16 protein-coding genes and 1 pseudogene are annotated in these 21,788 nt (G+C 60.6%); 15 read left to right on the top strand and 2 right to left on the bottom strand.

Going from position 1 to position 21,788, the window contains the following annotated elements; genetic code table 11:
- Window positions 1-5 precede the first annotated feature (5 nt).
- The 6 genes and pseudogenes from KZJ38_RS37050 to KZJ38_RS33745 all read left to right on the top strand — a co-directional run.
- Window positions 6-650 (top strand): annotated as a pseudogene (locus tag KZJ38_RS37050) (ESPR domain-containing protein); the annotation flags it as partial.
- A 24-nt stretch (window positions 651-674) separates the two neighbouring features.
- Complete coding sequence (locus tag KZJ38_RS33765; protein WP_246642100.1) at window positions 675-4,112, top strand: YadA family autotransporter adhesin; 3,438 nt, start codon at window positions 675-677, stop codon at window positions 4,110-4,112.
- A 65-nt stretch (window positions 4,113-4,177) separates the two neighbouring features.
- Window positions 4,178-5,302 carry a DUF2827 domain-containing protein gene (locus KZJ38_RS33760; RefSeq protein WP_219801353.1) on the top strand — a complete coding sequence of 375 codons (1,125 nt, stop codon included), beginning with the start codon at window positions 4,178-4,180 and terminating at the stop codon, window positions 5,300-5,302.
- A gap of 39 nt (window positions 5,303-5,341) precedes the next feature.
- Window positions 5,342-5,851 carry an OmpA family protein gene (locus tag KZJ38_RS33755; RefSeq protein ID WP_219801352.1) on the top strand — a complete coding sequence of 170 codons (510 nt, stop codon included), beginning with the start codon at window positions 5,342-5,344 and terminating at the stop codon, window positions 5,849-5,851.
- 288 nt (window positions 5,852-6,139) lie between these two features.
- Window positions 6,140-7,294 (top strand): DUF2827 family protein, encoded by a 1,155-nt coding sequence (locus KZJ38_RS33750; protein WP_219801351.1) that lies wholly within the window; start codon window positions 6,140-6,142, stop codon window positions 7,292-7,294.
- Window positions 7,295-7,337: 43 nt separating this feature from the next.
- Window positions 7,338-8,501, top strand: a complete 1,164-nt coding sequence (locus tag KZJ38_RS33745; protein WP_219801350.1) for a DUF2827 domain-containing protein — start codon at window positions 7,338-7,340, stop codon at window positions 8,499-8,501.
- Between the two features lie 48 nt (window positions 8,502-8,549).
- On the opposite strand, the gene KZJ38_RS33740 is transcribed toward KZJ38_RS33745, so the two are convergent.
- Entirely contained in the window at window positions 8,550-11,306 is a 2,757-nt protein-coding gene (locus tag KZJ38_RS33740; protein ID WP_219801349.1) for a winged helix-turn-helix domain-containing protein, read from the bottom strand.
- 477 nt (window positions 11,307-11,783) lie between these two features.
- On the opposite strand from KZJ38_RS33740, the gene KZJ38_RS33735 reads away from it, so the two are divergent.
- The 8 genes from KZJ38_RS33735 (at window position 11,784) to KZJ38_RS33700 (ending at window position 20,024) form a co-directional block, all read left to right on the top strand.
- Complete coding sequence (locus KZJ38_RS33735) at window positions 11,784-12,332, top strand: fimbrial protein (protein ID WP_219801348.1); 549 nt, start codon at window positions 11,784-11,786, stop codon at window positions 12,330-12,332.
- 227 nt (window positions 12,333-12,559) lie between these two features.
- Complete coding sequence (locus tag KZJ38_RS33730; RefSeq protein ID WP_219801347.1) at window positions 12,560-13,114, top strand: fimbrial protein; 555 nt, start codon at window positions 12,560-12,562, stop codon at window positions 13,112-13,114.
- Between the two features lie 156 nt (window positions 13,115-13,270).
- A complete protein-coding gene (locus KZJ38_RS33725) occupies window positions 13,271-13,975 on the top strand; it encodes a fimbria/pilus periplasmic chaperone (RefSeq protein WP_246641906.1) in 705 nt (234 codons plus the stop codon).
- A gap of 125 nt (window positions 13,976-14,100) precedes the next feature.
- Window positions 14,101-16,680 carry a fimbria/pilus outer membrane usher protein gene (locus KZJ38_RS33720; protein WP_485020624.1) on the top strand — a complete coding sequence of 860 codons (2,580 nt, stop codon included), beginning with the start codon at window positions 14,101-14,103 and terminating at the stop codon, window positions 16,678-16,680.
- An 82-nt stretch (window positions 16,681-16,762) separates the two neighbouring features.
- Entirely contained in the window at window positions 16,763-17,869 is a 1,107-nt protein-coding gene (locus KZJ38_RS33715) for a fimbrial protein (RefSeq protein ID WP_219801345.1), read from the top strand.
- Between the two features lie 138 nt (window positions 17,870-18,007).
- Window positions 18,008-18,775, top strand: coding sequence for a nitroreductase family protein (locus KZJ38_RS33710; RefSeq protein ID WP_219801344.1), 768 nt, complete (start codon window positions 18,008-18,010; stop codon window positions 18,773-18,775).
- A 159-nt stretch (window positions 18,776-18,934) separates the two neighbouring features.
- Window positions 18,935-19,402, top strand: coding sequence for a hypothetical protein (locus tag KZJ38_RS33705; RefSeq protein ID WP_219801343.1), 468 nt, complete (start codon window positions 18,935-18,937; stop codon window positions 19,400-19,402).
- Window positions 19,403-19,775: 373 nt separating this feature from the next.
- Window positions 19,776-20,024, top strand: coding sequence for a hypothetical protein (locus KZJ38_RS33700; RefSeq protein WP_219801342.1), 249 nt, complete (start codon window positions 19,776-19,778; stop codon window positions 20,022-20,024).
- Between the two features lie 134 nt (window positions 20,025-20,158).
- On the opposite strand, the gene KZJ38_RS33695 is transcribed toward KZJ38_RS33700, so the two are convergent.
- Complete coding sequence (locus KZJ38_RS33695; protein WP_219801341.1) at window positions 20,159-20,797, bottom strand: TetR/AcrR family transcriptional regulator; 639 nt, start codon at window positions 20,795-20,797, stop codon at window positions 20,159-20,161.
- A gap of 212 nt (window positions 20,798-21,009) precedes the next feature.
- On the opposite strand from KZJ38_RS33695, the gene KZJ38_RS33690 reads away from it, so the two are divergent.
- Entirely contained in the window at window positions 21,010-21,744 is a 735-nt protein-coding gene (locus KZJ38_RS33690; protein ID WP_219801340.1) for a DUF4410 domain-containing protein, read from the top strand.
- Window positions 21,745-21,788: the final 44 nt, after the last annotated feature.

The following is a 21,788-nucleotide window of genomic DNA, read 5'->3' as shown; positions in this document are numbered from 1 at the left end:
GCGGGATGCGCCCGTGCGGGCGCATTTCTTTACTGCGTTACCGGCCAGCTTCTTCATGTAGATGCTGCTCAGGCGTTCGCCGGCAATCGACAAAGTATTTCTGGTCAAAGGCGGCGACGGCCGAATCGATAAGGAAAACCAATAAAATGAATAAAGTCTATCGTCTGGTGGTGAACCGCCGAACCGGGAAGATTGCGGTCGTCGCAGAGGATGTGCGGGGGCAGGGCAAGGGAGGGGAGGCAGGCTCTGGCCGTGCACGCCTTGAAAGGCGCAGGACGCTCGGTTGTCTGTCGGCGATCGCTTTCGCTGTTGCAGGTGTGTTGGGTGTTTCGTCCACGGCGCAGGCTGGGGGCGTTTTGCAGTTATGTCCAGGAGGCACCGGTACAAGCGGTTCAGGGTGGGTCTCAAACAGCACCACTGGGGTTGTTGCAGGTTGCCTCGCGAACAGGGATTTCATTCTCGGCAATGGTGCGACCGGAACCGCGCCGCAGGCCAGCATACAAGGATTTGACAACGGATCGCTTCTGTTGACGGGTGCCGGTGGAATTTCGATGCTCGGTGTCGTGACTGCCACAAATATCACCGGCCTGGTTGCGGGCGCGGTGTCCGCAAGCAGCACAGACGCGATAAATGGATCCCAGCTCTTCACGTTGTCGACGGCCACGTCGACCAGCATGAGTTCATTGTCTACCGCGGCATCGACCACCAATAGCAATGTGGCAGTGCTGTCGGCTTCGACATCGACGGGCATCAGCACGGCGCAAAGCGGAGTCAACTCGCTGTCCACGGGCCTGTCGACGATGAACAGCAGCGTTGCCGTGCTGTCGACCTCGACATCGACCGGCATCAGCACCGCGCAAAGCGGTGTGAACGCGCTGAACACGGCGCTGTCGACGACGAACAGCAATGTGGGCGTGCTGGGCACGGGCCTGTCGACCACGAACAGCACTGTCACGACGCTGTCGAATTCGACGTCGACGGCGATCGGTTCGCTGTCGACCGGCGTGGCCAACGCGGTGCAGTACGACAACGCCGGCCACACGAAGGTCACGCTGGGCGCCGGCGCCACCGCGCCCGTCACGCTGACGAACGTCGCAGCGGGCGTGAACGCGACCGATGCGGTGAACTTCAGTCAGTTGAGCACGCTGTCGACGACGGCATCGACCGCCGCTGCGTCATTGTCGACGGGTCTTTCCACCACGAATTCCGGCGTGGCGACGCTGTCGACCTCGGCATCGACCGGCATCAGCACGGCGCAGGCCGGCGTGAATGCGCTGACCACGGGGCTGTCGACCAACACGAGCAATGTGGCTGTGCTGTCGAGCTCGGTGTCGGCTGCAACCGGCAACCTGGCGACACTTTCCACGGCAATCTTAGCCGCGATCAATTCTCTGTCGACCGGCGTGGCAAACGCCGTTCAGTACGACGACACCAGCCACACGAAGGTTACGCTGGGCGCGGGCGCCACTGCGCCGGTCACGCTGACGAACGTCGCGGCCGGCGTGAATCCGACCGATGCGGTGAACATGGGCCAGTTGACCACGCTGTCCACGTCGAGCTCAACCGGTATCAGTTCGCTGTCGACGGCGCTCACGCAATCGGTGGCAAGCGGCATCGGATCGCTGTCCGCGGCACTGTCCTCGACCGGCAGCAACGTCGCCTCACTGTCGACGGGGCTGTCGACCACCAACAGCAATCTCGCCGTGCTGTCGACGTCGGCATCGACGGGTATCAGCACGGCACAAAGCGGCGTGACCTCGCTGTCCACCGGCCTGTCGACGACGAACAGCAATGTCACGGCGCTGTCGAATTCAACCTCGACCGCATTGAGCACGTTGTCGAGCGCCGCGGTTCAGTACGACAACGCCAGCCACACGAAGGTTACGCTCGGCGCGGGCGCCACTGCGCCGGTCACGCTGACGAACGTCGCAGCCGGCGTGAACCCGACCGATGCGGTAAACGTCGGCCAGCTGACCACGCTGTCCACGTCGACCTCGACGGGTATCACCTCGCTGTCGACCGCGCTGTCGGGGACGGTCGCTAGCGGCATCAGCACCACGCAAAGCGGCATCGATTCGCTGTCGACCGCGCAATCGACGACCGACAGCAACGTCGCGTCGCTGTCCACGGGTCTGTCGACCACGAACAGCACTGTCACGGCACTGTCGACTTCGACGTCGACCGCGCTCGGTTCGCTGTCCACAGGTGTGGCAAATGCGGTTCAGTATGACGACACAACGCATGCGCAGGTCACGCTCGGCGGCACGGGTGCGCCACCGGTCACGCTTACCAACGTCGCGGCGGGCGTGAACCCGACCGACGCGGTGAACATGAGTCAACTGACGACGCTGTCGATATCGACTTCGACCGGCATCACTTCGCTATCGACTGCACTGACGCAAACGGCTGCCAGCGGCATCAGCACCGCGCAAAGCGGGGTGGATTCGCTGTCGACGGCGCTCTCGTCGACCAACAGCAACGTCGCGTCGCTGTCCACGGGCCTCTCGACGACCGACAGCAATCTGGCTACGTTATCGACGTCCACCTCAACCGGCATCAGCACGGCGCAAAGCGGTGTGACCTCGTTGTCCACCGGCCTGTCGACCACGAACAGCAATGTCACGGCGCTGTCGAATTCGACCTCAACCGCACTGAGCACGCTGTCCAATGCCGCCGTGCAATACGACGACGCGTCGCACACGAAGGTCACGCTCGGCGGCGTAGGTGCCCCCGCGCCCGTCACGCTGACCAACGTCGCGGCAGGCGTGAATCCTACTGATGCGGTGAACGTCAGTCAGCTGACCACGCTGTCCACGTCGACCTCGACGGGCATCAGCTCGCTGTCGACCGCACTGTCGGGCACCGTTGCCAGCGGCATCAGCACGGCGCAAAGCGGCATCGATTCGCTGTCGACCGCGCAGTCGACGACCGGCAGCAACGTTGCATCGCTGTCGACGGGTCTGTCGACCACCGATAGCAACGTATCGACGCTCTCGACTTCGCTCAGCACGCTGTCGAATCTGGCCGTGCAGTACGACGACACGACGCACACGCAGGTCACGCTCGGCGGCGTTGGCACAACGTTACCCGTGCGTCTCGCCAACGTCGCGGCCGGTGTAAACGTGAACGACGCGGTGAACTTCGGCCAGCTGACGTCGCTGTCGACGGCGGTATCGAGCGCCTTGTCGACCACGAACAGCACCGTCGCCTCGCTGTCGACGTCCACCTCGACCACCATCGGCACCACGCAAAGCAGTGTAAATGCGCTATCGACCAGCATATCGACGACCGCCAGCGCGGTGGGTTCGCTGTCGACTTCGACGTCGAGCGCGGTGAGCACGGCGCAAAGCGGCGTCGATTCCCTGTCGACGGGGTTATCGACGACCAACAGCAATGTCGCCTCGCTGTCGACAGGCCTGAGCACCACCGACAGCAATGTGGGTTCGCTGTCGCAGGCCGTGGCATCGATGAGCACTGGCGGCGGCAACACGTCCACCGCGGACGGCGGCACCGGCCTGGGCACGGGCTCAGCAGCAACCGCCACCAACGCAAGCGCCGTCGGTGCGGGCGCCACGGCATCGCAATCGAACGCGACGGCGCTCGGCTGGCACGTATCGGCGTCGGCGGAGAGCAGCACCGCACTCGGCGCGAGTTCGTCGGCATCCGCACAAAGCGCGACGGCAGTGGGCGCGAACTCGTCGGCCACCGCCCCGAACTCGGTCGCGCTCGGCGCAGGCTCGATCGCCAACGAGGAAAACACGGTGTCGGTCGGTTCGCCGAACAACGAACGCCGGATCACCAACGTCGCCCCCGGCATCAACGGCACCGACGCGGTCACCATGAACCAGCTGCGCGGTGTGCAGTCGAGCGTCAATAGCGTGGCGCGCAACGCCTATTCAGGTATTGCCGCGGCCGTTGCGCTGACGATGATTCCGGAAGTCGATCCGGGCAAGACGCTGGCGATCGGTATCGGCGCAGCGACTTACCACGGTTATGGCGCAACGGCGTTAGGCGTGAACGCGCGTATCACGAAGAACCTGAAGATCAAGGCGGGCGCCGGCGTGAGTTCCGCGGGTGTGTCGATGGGCGCGGGTGTCGGGTATTACTGGTGACGGAATGGGTCACTGAAGTCAGGCGTTAAGACGGTCGTGTGACGGGCACGTTCAGGGAGAAAACAATGAAAAACAGCAGGCGTTTGAAGGTGGGTGTAACGATTCACTTGCGTAGCGGAGCGCAATCGATCTGGGAAAACGGCATTTTCCAGAACTGCTTCTTTATGGTGATGCTGCTCAAGCGCTCGCCTGTAGTCGACGAAGTGTTTCTGGTCAAAGGCGGCGACGGCCGAATCGATACGGCTAACGAATTCCTCGAACTCGCGCCGGCGCCGGTCATCGATATGGAAACAGCGCAGCAAAAGCTCGACGTCGTGATCGAACTGAGCGCGCAACTCGACGCGAACTGGGCGCGTGCGTTTCGCGAGCGCGGCGGCCATGTAATCGGCATGCGCGTCGCCAACGATTATGTGATCGACATCGAACGCATGATGTTCAACCTGCCGCACGGCACGCTCGTTTCAGAGACGCCGTACAGCGCGGTATGGACGCTGCCGGCCTTCGAAGCGACCTGCGCCGACTACTACGCGGCGACGATGCGCGCGCCGGTGCGCGCGATGCCGCATCTGTGGAGCCCGCTGCTGCTCGAACGCTCGATCAGCGCAGCCGGTGCGTCGAAGAGTTTCGCGTATCAACCCGGCCGGCGGCGCTGGCGCCTCGCAGTACTCGAGCCGAACATCTGCATGGTGAAAACAAGCCACATTCCGATGCTGGTCGCCGATGTCGCGCATCGGCAGGACCCGGACATGATCGAAGTGCTGCGCGTGTTCAACACGTTTCACCTGAAAGAGGACAACGTGTTTTTCGGCTTCGCGCGCAGCCTCGATCTCGTGCGCCACGGTATCGCGACCTTCGAGCCACGCCTGCCCGTGTATCACATCATGGCGCAGCAAGCCGACGCAGTCGTCGCTCATCACTGGGAAAACGGACAGAACTACGTGTACTACGAAGCCCTCTACGGCGGTTATCCGCTGATTCACAACTCGTCGTTTATCGGCTATTGCGGCTACCGCTATGCGGATTTTGATTGCGGCGATGGCGCGCTTGCATTGCGGCGCGCATTCGTTGAGCACGACACGAATCTCGCCGACTACAAACAGACCGCACGCGATTTTCTCGCGACGCTAGACCCGGAGGCACCGGCCAACGTCACGCACTACACCGCCGAAATCGAAGCGCTTTATCGATAACTCGACCAGATTAGCCATTTACAAAAGGGAAACGGGGAAATGTTGAAACCACAAATGATCGCACTGTGTGCCGTTGCAACGCTTGCGGCGTGTTCGTCCACACCGCCGCAGGTGTCGCGCGGGCAGCGCGTAGAACCGAGGCCAGTGGAGTACACGCAGCCCGCAAACGCCACGCCGGCGCACACGGAGCGTTTGACATTGCGCGGCGACGCGAATTTCGAAACGAACAGCGCCACGCTAACCGCGTCCGCCGTGATCGCACTCGACCGGTTGATCGAAGGCACGCGCCACATCACGATCGACTCGATCAGCATCGCTGGCTATACAGACGCGTCCGGCTCGGATACGCACAACCAGGAGTTATCGGAGCAGCGTGCGCTGTCGGTCGCGAAATACCTCGCGGTGCATGGCATGAGAACGCACGGCTCGGTGCGGGTGGACGGTTTCGGCAAGGCGAACCCGATTGCGTCGAACGCGACGGCCGAAGGGCGCGCGCAGAACCGGCGCGTCGAGATCGTGCTCAACGAGCAGAAAGTGAAGTCGCAGTAACGCTTCTCTGGCCGTGCCACCCCGCATCGATGTGTCTCCGTCAGCATCAGAAGTGGCACGGTTTTTATGGGCGATGGCCGCGAGGCCGTCGCCCTCTTTTCCCGGCAGCGGGAAAGCAGGCAGCAGCGGACAAGCGCAGTGTGACGGAAAGACGACGGGCCGCGGGCGCCGATGCAGTAATAGGGCGCCTGCACAAAAGTGCAGATAAAAGTGCAATAAAAGCGCGCAATAAAAACGCACAAGCAGGTGGCAGTTTCGCCAATCAGAGAACGAAAGGAAAGGTCGATCATGCGGATTGGAATATCAGTGCTGACACACGAAGGCCAGAACATCTGGGAAAACGGGCTCGGCCAGAACGTGTTCTTCCTTGCGCAGTTGCTGCGGGCCTTGCCCGCGGTGACGGATGTCATTCTTCTCAATTGTGGCGACCAGAGCGCGTTGCCACTCGAGGCCGAGCAGGCGGCGTTCGGCTTCCCGCTCGTGCCGATGCGTGCCGCGACGGATCGCATCGATGTCGCGATCGAGATGGGCGGCGGACTTGATGTCGAATGGGTCGATTACCTGCGCGCGCTCGGCAAGAAAGTGGTGTTCATATGTTGCGGGCAGCCCTATGTTGGCTTGATCGAGTCGACCGTCTTCAAGAAACGGGGCTTTTTCTCGCGTGCGCAGCGCTGCGATGAAGTGTGGATTCTGCCGAAGGATCGCGCACTCGCGCCGATGCTCGAGGCGCTGCATCGTTGCCCCGTGTTTGAAGTGCCTTATCTGTGGGATCCGGTCTTTCTCGAGCGGCGCGCGCAGGTGGTAAAGGAGGCGGGCCTTCATTTCGGCTATAAACCGGCGGAGCACGTCGCCGAGGACAGCACGCCGCGCGCGCTGCGCGTTGCGGTGTTCGAACCGAATATCTCGGTGGTCAAGTGCTTTGCGATTCCGGCGCTGGTGTGTGATACCGCATTCCGGATGGAACCCGCGGCGATTGCACGCCTGAACCTGCTCAACACCGTACAGATGAGCGAGCAGATGACCTTCACGTTCCTCGTGCGTTCCCTCGATCTGCACAAGAACGAAAAGGTGCATCTCGACAGCCGTCACGACTTCGCCGGCTATATGAGCCAGTTCGCCGATGTGGTGGTGAGCCACCAGTGGCAGAACGACCAGAATTTCGTGTATCTCGACGCGCTGTATGGCGGCTATCCGCTCGTGCATAACTCGCCGTGGCTGAAAGACATCGGCTATTACTACGAGGGCTCGGATATTCCGGCGGGCGCGAAACAGCTGCTGCGCATTGCGCATGAACATGACGCGGATCACACGAACTATCTGCGCCGTTCACGCGACTTCATCGCAACCTTGAGCTCGCTTCATGCAGCGAACCGTGAATGCTACGCGCGACGTGTGTTGCAACTGAGCGCCAAGCCAGCCCGCGCCACCGCGTTCGCTTACTGAGCCCTCACTGCGCCAATCAGAATCGAAGAACGGAGAACACGACATGGCACAGCAACGCGCCTTGCGAATCGGCATCACGATCGGCATTCGCAGCGAAACGGAAGGCATGTGGGTCAACGGCATCAAGCAGAATGCGCTGTACCTAGCAAAACTCTTCCAGCACTCGCCGCTCGGGCATTCGGTGGCGATCGTCAATACGACTTCGGTCGCCTTGACCGGCGTGCTGCCCTGGGATACGGCGCGCTTCCCCGTGCGTCAGTTCGAGGACGTCAAAGACGCGCTCGATGTGCTCATCGAACTCGGCGGTCAGATCAGCGAAGAACAAACACGCTATCTGAAAGCGCGCGGCACGAAGCTCGTCAGCTACTGCTGTGGGCCCGAATACGTGCAGATGATGGAGGCGATGATCTTCAACCGGCGTCTCGCCGACACGGTATTCATCAACCAGCAGTACGACGCGGTGTGGGCCATTCCGCAGGTAATGGAAACGACCGCGAGTTTTCTCGGCACATTGCGGCGCGTGCCGGTATGTGAAGTGCCGTTCGTCTGGGACCCGATGTGTCTGAACATGCGTACGCGCGACCTGCCGTTCGAAGGCGAATACCGTCCGCGCGAAATCGCAACGCCGGACGTCGCCGATCGCACGAAGAAGCGCCTGACGGTGATGGAGCCGAACATCGACGTGCTGAAGTTCTGCCTGTATCCACTGCTGATTGCCGAACAGGCGTTTCGCAGCGATAGGGACGCAATTGCACACCTGCACGTGACGAACGCGAAACACCTCGCGCGCCATAGCCCTGAATTCATCGGCATCGCGCAGTACCTTGACATCGTGAAGGCGGGCAAGGCGAGCTTCGTTGGCCGCTACGAGACGCCGCAGTTTCTGTCTGAGCACACGGATATCGTGATCTCGCACCAGTGGGGGCTCGCGCTCAACTACTTCTATTTTGACGCGTGCTGGAATGGCTTTGCGCTCGTGCATAACGCGCAGCTGTGCCGCGAAATCGGTTACTACTATGAGGGTAACGACGTCGAGGCAGGTGCGCGCCAACTGGTCCATGCGATCCGTCGTCACGACGACGACTGGCAGTCGTATCGCGCAAAACAGCGCAAGGCGATCGTGCGATTTCTCGCGACCAACCTCGAGCTGATCGCGCGCTACGACGAACTGCTTGAGGGGCTATTCGCCACGGACCAGCGGGAATAGCGAGAACAGCGGTGACCGCGAACGGCACCGCCACAGGGCGGAGCAGATCTATCTACCGCGAGGTCCAAAATAGCTTTGCATGGCTTCGATGCGCGAACTGACATTGAGCTTTTCGAAGATGTTCTTCAAATGCCACTTCACGGTCTCAGGCGCCAGCTTCAACGCTCGCCCGATTTCCTTATTCGAAAGGCCGCGAGCGACATGATCAAGCACTTCCCGCTCCCTCACGCTAAGAACGTCCGGCAATGCGGGCGCCGCCGCGACAGTGGCGGGCAGTGCCGGTGATTCAATATCGGTCGCATCGAAAGCGACGAGCAATCTGTCGACATAGGCCGTCTGCGCGCCAGAGGCGCTCGCTGAAGCCTTGCGGAATTGCTGCAGCAACGCTTGCACCGGTCGCCCTTCATCCACGAAGCTATTGAGCAGGCCAATTGCCTCTCCGACGCGAAGTGCGCGTTCGAGCGAGACGAGCGATTTTTCGGATGCACCGCGTTGTTCGAACGCGAGGGAAAGCAGCAAGGAGATCAGCGCTTCCTGATAACGCCAGCCCATCGAGGCTACCGTATCGAGCGAGCGTGCTAGCAATACGGAAGCCTTCTCCGCGAGATTTTCGGCAAGCAGCACGCGTGCTTGTAGCAGGCAATAGCTTGTCCACGTTTCCACAGCAGACCCCGACCGACCTTCACAGGTTGCCGGCACGCTCATGCTTAATTCGTCGGCGAGTTGTCTTGCCCCGGCAAGGTTACCGTCGCGAATAAACAATCGTACTGTCTCGGCGTCGCAGGCCAACTTCAGGCGTAACCACTGCCGGCTCAGTGCGACCTGTCGACCGTCTTCAAGAACAGCGAGCGCGGGCCCTGTTTCCCCGTTACGCCCCAGAAGGCGTGAAGCACACAGCGTATGTCGTATCAGTGCGCCGAGAGGGGAGGTTTCCAGGACAAGGGGCGTGCGACCTTCGATCAGCCTGCGTGCTTCGTGCAACTCATTGCATTCGTAGTAGATCGATGCAAGGCAACTCGCTAATCCAGCGGTGCCGGGCGACGAGGGGCCTAAAGCGGCCTCGGCGCGCTTGACGGTGGCTTCGAAAATGCGTCTTGCCTCGGGCAGCTCGCCATGTACCAGTGCGGCATGACCGTACATTGCGTGCCGCATCATGTCGGAGTGAATCGGGTCCTGAATACGCGGCGCGTTATCTCTCGCGACTGCCCATATGCGACGTATCTCGTCGAAGCCGCCTTTGTACATCAGGCCAAAGAATTGCGCGATTTGCGCGTAACTCTTTACCCAGGGAGCCGCGGACGCGATGGTTGCCTGTGCGGCGCGCCCGAGTTCGAACGCGCGCTCGCTGTCGTCGCTCGCACCGGCAATAAATCCATGGAGCGCATTCAGCTCCGCCTGCGAAACGTCTTCGACAACGCCACGACCATCGCGGCGCGACTGGTTCATTTCTTCGGCAATTCCGCGGATTTCCCTGGTAGCAAGCGGCGCTTGCAGTGAAAAGCCGAGCGCCCACGCTTTCAGGAGACGCAAGCGCAGCCGTTCCATGACGAGATCGCGCGGCAGTTTCCCGATCCACCCTAACAACGTATGCGGGTCGCCGCGTTCAAGCATTTCCATTGCGCAATTTTCAACCCATTGCGCCGCCTTTTCATGATCGCCCGCGGCCAACGCATGTCTAACCGCCTCGGGCCAGAGACCCGCGCCGGCAAACCATTGGTACGCGCGACGATGCAGCAGGGGTACCTGTTTCGGCATCTGGCGATCGAGGCGCCGCCGTAGCGCTTCGGACAGCAGCGAATGGTATCGATACCATTCGTGCCCTTCATCGATCGGCCGGATGAACACGTTATGCCGCTCCAGCCAATCGAGCGTTCCTTCGCTGCCGCCTTCCATGATCGCGTCGCACACGGCATGGTTGAGCCGCTGAAGAATCGACGTGTACAGCAGGAATTTCAGCACGGCGGGCGGCAAATGTGCGAGGACCGTATCGTTCAGGTAACGATCGATGCCGGAACGGGTTTCGGCAAGATGACCGGCGACCTTCGCCGCATCGCCATCCCGGCTTAACGAAAGCGAGGCCAGTTGCAAACCGGCTACCCATCCTTCAGTGGCATCGTGCAATAAACCGATGCCGGTTCGGTCGAGCGGCGCTGTGCCTATCTGATCAAAAAACGCTCCCGCATCGTCGACCGAAAAACGCAAATCGTCGGTATCGAGACGCATCAGTTTCTCCGGCGTTCTCAGTTGACCGAGCGCCAGCGCCGGTTCGCCTCGCGCACCCAACAATATGTGCATGTTCTCGGGCGCGTAGCGCAACAGACGGGACAGGACTGTGAGAACCGGCTTCACGGTCAGGCGGTCGACGTCGTCGAGCACGAGGAACACGTACCGGCCGCATGTGGCGATGCTGTTCAGGAGCACCGAGATCACGGTTTTGATTGGGGTCAGCGCATCGTTATTCAGCAGTCGTTGCGCGGGCTCGGCGATGTCTTCCGAGGCGCGAGAAAATGCGGTGATCAGATAGGCGCCGAACTGCTGCGGATCGTCGTCTTCTTCATCGAGTGTGAGCCACGCAACGGGGTGTGCCTCGTTCGACAGCGCTTCTTTCCAACCTGCAAGCAACGTGGTTTTGCCAAAACCCGCGGGCGCCGTTACGAGCGTTATGCTGCCGACGCCTCGTTCACGCAGCCGCTCGAACAATGCTGGCCGCTGCACGTAGCCGGGAGGCAGACGCGGCGGCATCATTTTGGTCTGGATCAGCGATACGTTCCACTTGCGATCGGGACTATCCGAATAGGCTTCCATGATTGCTGTTCCTTCCCTCCGACGACTTTATACAGACGTCATTTTTTTAACGTTTGCCTTGGCAAGGCTATTGGAATTGTTTCGGCATCGGAAATCCGGTGCGCGTAAGTCAATGTTGAAACGAAGTGCGATGTTACCCAAAAAATAGTGCGCGTGTGGGGCACACCCATGCACATTCAATGCATCCTGGATGCATCCAATATATCGATGACGATTGGCGAGCGTTGTCAACAAGTGAAAAGTCAGGGCTCTATCGAATTCGGCGCCAAATTCACTTTGCAATTGTTGACAGTGATATTTGCATTATTGACAGTCATATTTAACCGCTTTATCTACACTTGGTATGTCCAGAGACGCCAGGACAATAAAGCGTCGGCACAAGATGAATTATTTCGAGGTTGCTTTGGACATCGGGCGACGACATGGGTGTAACGGAGTCGCAGATCCTCATATCCTTCCAGATTCATCTTGAGACCTATGACTTCCAGAACCAGGTTCATTTCCGCAGCAATTCTCACGAGTGCGGCACTCATCTCCCCGTTCGCCTTTGCGGCCGACGGTACGATTACGATCACCGGTACCGTGACCGCGCAGACCTGTACGATCAACGGCAACGGTAGCGGCTCGAGCAACTTCACTGTGCCGCTGATCAGCGTGTCGGCGAGTTCGTTGCCAAGCGCCGGCAAGCCGGCAGGCGCTACACCATTCAACATCTCACTGTCGGCTTGTACGCCCGCCTCGGGCAACGTGCACACTTTTTTCGAAGCGGGCCCGACGGTCGATACGGCAACGGGCAACCTGATCATCGCGACCGGCGGTGCGACCAACGTCGAGGTTCAACTGTTGAACGGCGACTCCACGCCGATCAAACTCGGTGTAATCGATACGTCGCAGAACTCGAAGTCTGTGGCGATCAGCGCTGGCGGTACCGCGACGCTGAATTACATCGCGCAGTACATCGCTACGGGCGCAGCAACAGCAGGTGCGGTAAGCACGAGCGTGCTGTACACGATGGTCTACCAGTAACGCAATAAAGCCTATACGCCGACGCGCGTGATCTACGACGCGAATGAGCCTGAAGTTACGCTCAGGCTGTCGAACGGTCACATTTCAAAAGCGTATCTACATTTGGCGTGTCCAGAGGCGCCTCGGCGCGCGATGAACTATTCCGACGCGGCCCGTGGACATCGGGCGACGACATGGGTGTAACGGAGTCGCAGATCCTCATACCCCTCCAGATTTATCTTGAGACTATGATTTCCAGGACTAACCTCATTTCCGCCGCGATTCTCGCGAGTGCCGCGCTTACCTCCCCGTTTGCCTTCGCGGCCGACGGTACGATCACGATCACCGGCACCGTCACCGCGCAGACCTGTACGATCAGGGGCTTCCTTAGCGGCTCGAGCAACTTCACTGTGCCGCTGATCAAAGTGTCGGCAAGTTCGTTGCCTGGCGCTGGCAAGCCGGCAGGCGCGACGCAGTTCAACATCTCACTGTCGGCTTGTACGCCCGCCTCGGGCAACGTGCACACTTATTTCGAACCGGGCCCAACGGTCGATACAGCAACGGGCAACCTGTTCAACACGGCGGCAAACGGCGCCGCGACCAACGTCGAGATCCAGCTGTTGAACAGCGACTCAACGCCAATCAAACTCGGCGTAGCCGATGCGGCGCAGAACTCGAAGTCTGTGGCGATCAGCGCTGCCGGTACCGCGACTCTGAATTACATCGCGCAGTACATCGCTACGGGCGCGGCAACGCCAGGTGCGGTAAGCACGAGCGTGCTGTACACGATGGTCTACCAGTAACGCAATAAAGCCTATACGCAGGCGCGAGTCGGACGGGTCGTTGTCCGCTTCGCCTTGCCTATGCATCGGATACCGTTTCGGGGCACCCATATGGTTCGGAAAGCATTCAGAATCGCAATCGCTGCGGGATACGCCGCCTGGCTGGCCTCTCTGCCCGTGCCAGCGGAGGCTTCCGTCGTCATCGCGGCGACGCGCGTGATCTACGACGCGAATGAGCCTGAGGTCACGCTCAAGCTATCGAACGAAGGTCAGTCGCCGGCACTCGTGCAGTCGTGGGTCGATGCCGGTGACGTGCGCGGCGCGCCGTCGAACATTAACGTGCCGTTCACGGTGACGCCGCCGATCTCGCGCATCGATCCGTCCCGATCGCAGACGCTGCGCCTCGTCTATACAGGCGAGGCGTTACCGCAGGACCGCGAGTCGGTGTTCTGGCTCGACGTGCTCGAGGTGCCGCCGAAACCTGCGGCTGACAGCCGAGAGACCAACCACCTGCAACTCGCGTTCCGTTCGCGGATCAAGCTGTTCTTCCGACCTGCTCATCTGCAGGGCACGCCTGATACAGCGGCGGCACAGCTCACATGGCGGCTGACGCAGACCGGCGGACAACTCGCCATCGAGGTCCACAACCCGACAGCATTTCACGTATCGCTGACTGAAATCACCGTACACGCCGCAGGCAAGGCCGCGACTTTCGACGACGGCGGCATGATCGGTCCGGGTGAAACACACGCGTTTCAGCTAAAGGGCGAGGTGGCCGACGCGCCCGATGCGACGGTTCACTACCAATGGCTGAACGACTACGGTGGTCCGGGCGGCGGCGATGCGCCACTTGGGCCGGGAACGGCTGCCGTATCCAAATGATGCGCGCCTGACGTAGCGCCCCGGCGGGACGCCCGTTCGCGCGATCCCTTCTCACTTTCCTGATGCAAGACCGCGGATGTCCGTTGGGACAGGGTGTCGGCTTGCTCACGTTCCGGCTGGCTATCGTGATTCAACGCACTTCGATGTTGCCGTTGTCCGCGCGTGCGCGTCCGCGTCCTTGCTGCGTGCTCGCACTCCTGTGCTTCGCGTCCGCCGGTGCGACAGCTGGAACGACGGACGCGCCGCAAGTGGCGGAAGTTCAGTTCAACGACCTGTTCCTGCAGCGTCCGGACGGCGCGCACATCGACGTCAGTCGCTTCGAAAAGGGCAACCTTGCAGCGCCGGGCACATATCGCGTCGATCTGTATGTCAACACGAACTGGCTCGGCCGGGCCGAGATCACGCTCAGGCAGGCGGGCGACAACCCGAACGACGTGCGGCCGTGTTTCGATCGCGAACTGCTCGAGCGTGTCGGCGTGGACCTCGCGAAGCTGTCGCCCGAGGCGACACAAAAGCTGACCGGTGGCTCTAACGCCTGCATCACGCTCGACGCACTCGTGCCCGATGCAACAGCATCGTTCGACAACGGCGAGCAGCGGCTCGACGTCAGCGTGCCGCAGGCGGCGATGCGCCTCGAAGCGCGTGGTTACGTCGACCCGCGTTACTGGGACAACGGCGTGCCGGCCGCGCTGCTGCAGTACAACGCGAGCGTCTACCGCGCGGACAGCGAAGGTGCCTCGTCGACCCAGGCGTACGTCGGCCTGACCGCCGGCCTGAATGCCGGCCCGTGGCGCTTCCGTCATAACGGCAACGCGACCTACGACACGCACGGCGGCACGCATTACCAGAGCGTGCAGACAAGCCTGCAGCGCTCGATCGCGCGGCTCAAAAGCCAGTTAGTGATCGGCGATGCGTTCACCGACGGCGCGATGTTCGACAGCGTCGGTTTTCGCGGCGTGCAGCTCTCGAGCGACGAGCGGATGTATCCGGAGTCGCAGCGCGGCTACGCGCCGACAATTCGCGGCATTGCGCCCAGCAACTCGCTGGTGCAGGTGCGCCAGAACGGCAACATCATCTATACGGCCAACGTCGCGACTGGCCCGTTCGAGATTAACGATCTGTATCCGACCGGTTATGGCGGCGATCTCGATGTCAGCGTGACAGCGGCGGACGGCAGCGTAGAAACCTTCAAGGTGCCGTATGCGTCGGCAGTGAATTCGCTGCGGCCGGGCATCACGCATTTCAGCGTCACGGCGGGCCAGTATCGCAATCCGCTGATCTCGGGCAAGCCCGTGCTGTTTCAGGCGACGATCCAGCACGGCGTCACGAACCTGATCACCGGTTACGGCGGCGTGACCGTCGCGCAAGGCTATCTCGCCGGCGTGGCAGGCGCGGCGCTTAACACCGAACTGGGCGCATTCAGTCTTGACGTCACGCAGGCGAACACCGATCTGCCGGGGCAGGCTGCACGCCACGGTCAAAGCGTGAAGATCGCGTACAGCAAGCTGCTGACCTCGACCAACACCAACATCGCGGTCGCCGCGTATCGATACTCGAGCAGCGGCTATCTGGGCCTGCAGGACGCCATGCAATTGCGCGAGAACAATAGCGGCGGACCGGACGCGCTGATGTCCGGCGGAATTCAGCGCGGGCAGTTTCAGGTCACGTTGAATCAGAGTCTCCCGGATGGCTTTGGCTCGTTCTACGTGTCGGGATCGACGGTCAATTACTGGAATCGCGGCGGCAGCGATACGCAGTTCCAGGCCGGCTACAACAACAAGTTCCGGCGCATCAACTATGGCGTGTCGGCGTCGCGCCAGTTCGATATCACACGCGGCCGCTGGGACAACCGGGTCATGCTGAACGTGTCGATCCCGCTCAACATCGGTGCGAAATCGGTCTACTCGACGACGAGTGTGCAGCGCGATTCGAACGGATCGATGTCCATCCAGCAAGCGCTGAGCGGCTCGCTCGGCGTCGACAACGCGGTGAACTACGGCGTCAACGTCGCTCGTACGAGCGGCGGCGGAGCAGGCGCGACGACCGATGTCGGCGGCAATGTGGCCTATCTGTCGCCTTATGCGACGCTGACCGCGAATGCGTCGAAGGGAACGGGCTTCACGCAATACGGCGGCGGCATGTCGGGCGGCATGGTCGCCTATGGCGGCGGCGTCGCATTCACGCCGACGATGGGCGAGACGGTCGCGATCGTCGAAGCGAAGGATGCAGGCGGCGCGCGCGTCACGTCCGGCGCCGGTCTGCGTATCGATCCGTTCGGTCATGCGCTCGTGTCGAGCCTGCAGCCGTTCGAGACCAACGAGATCGAGATCGATCCGAAGGGGCTGCCGATGAGCGTGGAACTGAAGTCATCCTCGCAGCATGTCGCGCCGACGGCCGGCGCCGTGGTGCGGTTGAAGTTCGAGACCGAGGGCGGCGGACGGGCGGTGCTGCTGCGCGTGCGGATGGCCGACGGCCAGCCGGTGCCGTTTGGCGCGCAGGTGATGGATGTGGGCGGGCAGAACGTCGGCACCGTTGCACAGGAAGGCCGCATCGTGCTGCGCGGTGTGCATGCCGATGCGGCGACGCTGAGCGTGCGCTGGGGCGATACGGCGGTGGAAGGCTGCACTGTGTCGTACAGGTTGCCGGTGGCGGTGCGCGGCAACACGCAGCGCTGGACCGATGCGGAGGCGACGTGCCGGAATTAACCGATAAACGCGCGATGAACGCGCGATGCGCGCGAGGAAAGCCACGATGTTCGATAAGCGAAATATGACGCGCGTCATGCCAATGCTGATGGCGCTCGTGCGCGGGCGCCGCGATAGTTGGCGCCGGATGGTGTTCACGCTGTTGGTGTTGTTCATGTGCGGATTAGGTTCGCACGCGGCATTCGCACAGACCGCTATTTGCTCGACCGCCAGCACTTCAACGGTCGCGATTTCGATGCCAGCGTCGATCACGGTGCCGCGCGACAAGGTGCCTGGTTCTGTCTTGACTACGTGGGCGACGTCACCGCAGACAACCTCGTACTTTGGCTGTGTCACGTCCGGTACCGCCAGTGCGGGCATGGTGTTCCAACCGGTTTCGTTGACGAAATCCGGCATCACGGTGGTGGAACCGCATGGTGTGACCGTTACGGTCTGGAATACGAATGTTTCGGGCGTTGGGATCGCGATCGCCGTGAGTTCCTATTCGGCCGGCTGTGGCGGCTGGCAGCCCTGGCAGGATCTCGCTCTGGCCAATGTGTCAGGTTGGACCGGCACCCTGTGCAATAAGGCCGGCTCTTGGGCGACGGGTGGGCAGGTCGAGATGGCGCTAGTGGCCACTGGCACAGTGGTCGCCGGCACGACAACCGGTGGCCAGATATTGCGAGGCACTGGGGCAACCAATGTCAACGGTGCCATTACGTTCGCGAAATTGCCTTCGGGGGCCGCGGCACAGAATTCCTTTTCGCTGTCTGCGACGAACGTGGTCGTTGCCGGCTGCACGACGGCGGACGTGACACTCGACTTGGGTTCGTATCAACAGTCGACGTTCAAGAGCATAGGGCCGGCGACCAATACAGCGAAGAATTTCACGATCGCCGTCAATGCATGCCCGGCCGGACTCACGAAAATCCAGTACCAGTTCAATTCGATTAACGCGGTGCTCGATCCGACAAACGGCGTGCTCGCGTTGTCGAGCACTTCGACTGCGACTGGCATTGGCCTTCAGTTGAAGGACGGCAGCGGGAATCCGCTCCAGTACAACACGACGCAGTACACGCTGTCGGCGTACAACACCACGACGGGCGGCTCGTACACGATTCCATTGACAGCGGCTTACTACCAAACAGCGGCGACCGTCACACCCGGGAGTGTGAACACCGTCCTTACCTTCACGCTTATCTATCAGTAGAGGTGTCTCGTTGAATACGAGGTGACTGACATGGAATAGCCATCCCTGGTGAGGCGTTCAATCGACAGAGCCGTATCTCGTCCGATCGGTCGGTTGCAAGGTCGGCTCACCCACCTGGAAAGGCGTCGAGGATCACACATGACTGACGAAGTATCCCTCCCTGTTACCCGGAATTTCGAAGACCGCTCCAGGTACGATGCGCTGATGGATGTGGTGGCGAACCGGATGACGACCCGAGCATTCGACTCCGCGTATGTGGTGCCGCGGGAACACTATGAAATGATTCTCGACGCTGCGCGCCACGCACCATCCGGGGCCAACGCACAACCCTGGCACTTTATTGTGGTGACCGAGCAGGCGCTTAAAGACCGGATCGCGGAGTACTTTCGTGAAGAACAAACCCATCGCGCAAAGCTCCACATGAAGTTTCCCACGCCCGATTACCGGGGCCTTGCCTCGGCACCGGGCATGGTCGTCGTCGCCACTGATTTCCGTTGGGTGAAAGCCTTTCCGACCTTGAACGACGGCAGCGAACTGGCCGCGATGTATGAACAGAACGCCGAAAGGATTTTGCTGCAGAGCGTGGCGGCAGCGACCATGTCGGCCCATCTGGCCGCCGCCGCTCTCGGCTACAACGTGTGGTGGGTGACCGCTATTGGACAGAAAAAAGCCCAGCAGGCGATGAAGCCTTTGCTCGGCGTCCCGGAAGAACTTTCAGTCATTGACATCATGTGCTTTGGGCCACCATCCAAAGTACCGTACAAACGCTGGAAGAAATCGGTCGACGAGATCACCAGCTGGAACCAGTTCGATCGCTCCCATTTCATGACGGACGCGGAAATAGACGAGTGGGTCGCCACTAAGCGACACAAAGCACTCTATCGCGACGCTCAGAACGTTGACTAAGGACGACGCTACGTTTAAGAGCCGCTAACGCAAGAAGCGACGCCGTCCGAGACGCTCCTTGCTTTTCGGGCCTCACCGCGTCGCTTCGCATGTTCCGATCCGTGTCGGCGTCTACGCGGGGTATCGTGGTCGCAGTTCAATACTGTCATGAAACACACTATGCTGATTCGAACTATCGTGGCCACAGCATGCCTGTTCTCGTTATCGGGCGCGCCCGCCCGCGCGTCGGAGCAGTCGGAGGTGATGGACCGTATCCAACAGGCAGTCGACGCGACCAATCAGCGCGCGAGTGCATCAGTGATGGCCTCGTACTTTACGGCATCGGTTGTACTGATCGGTGGTGTTCCGCCGTTCGTATTTTCAGGGCCCTCGGCCCAGGCCATCGAGGCGTGGCGTAAAGTCAACGCGGCGGAAGCAGAGCACGCCGGGGTGTCGCAGTTTTCGCTACAACTGCGCGCGCCGCGGCGTGTGACTGTGGACAATGGACATGCTTATGTTGTGCTACCGGTGGACTACCGCTTCGAGCGCGAAAATAAGCAGTTGAGTATTCCCGGCGTTATCACGGCCACGCTTGAGAGATCAGAGGGCAAATGGCTGATCTCGACGTGGACATGGACGGGCGACTAATTGAAACGATCATCCAGCCCATACGTAACACCTCTGGGTGGATCCTGGCGAGTCCTGCGCTTTCGGCAAACGTAACAGCGGCCGACGAACTAGCCGACGCGCTGTCTCATCTTTGAGACAATCTCTACATCCGCAATTCCCTACCTACAGTTTGCCGGCACATCGGGCGAGCAGACCCGGGCCGCCCGCGAATCATTCTTGCTGTCTCACAACCGGAACACTTACGACCTTCCCGCCGATTCAGTTCGGGAGGGTCGCGGGTAGTCATCTGGCTGTGCAAGACCCGATGCAGGATGGCATGTCATTTGCCTGATTGGGGGCATCCGGCCGACGACCAGAACGTTGTGCCGCGATTGACTCTGAAGGGACGACCATGTCAAACATCGGAAACAACGCAGATGCCTGGGACACGACATTCAAGGCGTTGAATGAAACGAGTGCGCGCGAACTTATCGACCAGCATCTTATTCATCATGGCGCTGTCTATGCGCTCCAGTTTGTGCTGAATCACGGTGCCGATCGGCCGCTCATAGAGACGATGCTACGGGATGCACGTACGTTGCAGGATCTGATTTCGGCGACGGCAGCAACGCGTGGCCTGAGTATCGCCGCTGGCCGATGAGTTCATAGTGGAATGCGCCGCGACCAGCTATCGCGCCCTTCGTGCACGAAACATAGCGTCCTTAAGAAGAGGGTCTTGTCCATTTTCGTGTATGACGGCGCAATCGATTGCATCGATCTGAATCCTCCATATATTCACGCCGCAGGTGAATCCTGTAGCGCGCGGAAATACGACGCGAAGAGAACCGCGGTTTCGTAAACCAGGCCTTCCGGATTCCGTTCGGCGTCCTCGATCGCCATCTGCACGAGCGCGGAACTGAGCTCTGACACCATGCGCGCCGCTACACGCAGCCTTGCGGCCGACACCATCGGGAATTGCGGCTGCAGGATGTCACAGAGCTGTGCGGCGACCGCCTCACGTGATTCGATATGAAGCTGCTGCAGAAGCGGTACGGCATGAATGGCCCGATTGACGACAACGCCTCCAGGAAAGCGCTTCGTAACAGTGATGAGGCCACGCAACACCGACGCGATTCTCTTGATCGAGTCCTCCGGCCTCGATGGCCCCATTGCACCGGATTTGAGCCATTGATCCACCACGGCGTCCTGCGCAGCGATCAGGCGCTCGCCCAATATCTTGAGGATGGCGTACTTGTTCGGAAAATACCGATACAGAGCGGGGGGCGTCATGCCCGCAGTACGGCAAATCAGATTGGTCGTGAGTTCCTCGAAGCCCATCTGGCCGAGCAATTTTCCGGCTGTTTCGAGAATGTATTCGTAAGTATCCTGGCTGCGGGCTTGTGAGGGTGCCGTCTTTGTATCGAGCGCCGGCATTCTTCTTCCCACCTTTCGTCGCGTTTCAGGCCGATTGGTCATTCAAACCTCCGCAGATGGCGACATGGGTTTCCTCACCCCTCAAAAATCTTGATTTTGCTGCATCCAGAAACGATAGTATAAGCTATCGTTTTGATCGGGGCCATCAGGCTGACCGCGATCGAAGATGAGAAAGCGAGAATCGTTAGCCTCGTCTATGAGAGATCGAAGACATGCGCGAAATAACCGGCTTCCGGATACATCGGGCACGAGTGCCGAAGACGGCGGCCATTGCTTTCCTGGTTCTCTGGCTATCCGCATGCGGCACCGTTGAAGTGACATCAAGCGCACAGCAGCAGCCGGTTCAGGCTAACGCGATGCCCGATACGGTGTACGTCGAGGATTTCCATCTGCAAGGAAGTGATATCCGCTTCGAAGGCCCCGGGGCCAACGTCGACCGTCGGGAACTGCTAGGGCACGTATTTCCCGATTCCCCGCTGATGGTTCATACAACCAGGCAGGATAAGGCGACGCATCTGGCAACGCTGATGAGCCGTTCGATTGCCGACGATTTGAAGAAGCATGGATTGCACGTCGAGCGTCTTGTGCCGGGAGCACAGACCCCATCGTCGGGTTGGCTCGTAAGTGGTGAATTTATATCCGTTGACGAAGGAGACCGCGCCAAGCGTGCGTTAATCGGTTTCGGTGCCGGTCATACCAGTCTGGAAGTCGAGGCACAGGTCACCGATCTCGCCGAACCGCCTGCCGCACGACCCCTGCTTGACGTTACGACGACTGCAAGAAGTGGTAAGACACCGGGAGCGGCATTGGGCTTTAACGCGTTTCTCGCGGCCGGTGGATTCGTTGCTGCCGGTGTGGATAGCGATGGCGACGTCAAGCACACTGCCTCAAAGCTGTCGGACGAAATTGTCCAGCGCCTCTTGCCCGGTCATCGGGACGATCACTAAGCGCGTTTTGAACACCTGGAGCGGACGACAATAAGTTCTCGCCG

The organism is Paraburkholderia edwinii (assembly GCF_019428685.1).
In the GTDB taxonomy this organism is placed as follows: domain Bacteria; phylum Pseudomonadota; class Gammaproteobacteria; order Burkholderiales; family Burkholderiaceae; genus Paraburkholderia; species Paraburkholderia edwinii.
Note: the sequence above shows the minus strand (reverse complement) of the source record. Positions and strands in the feature narration are given on the sequence as shown.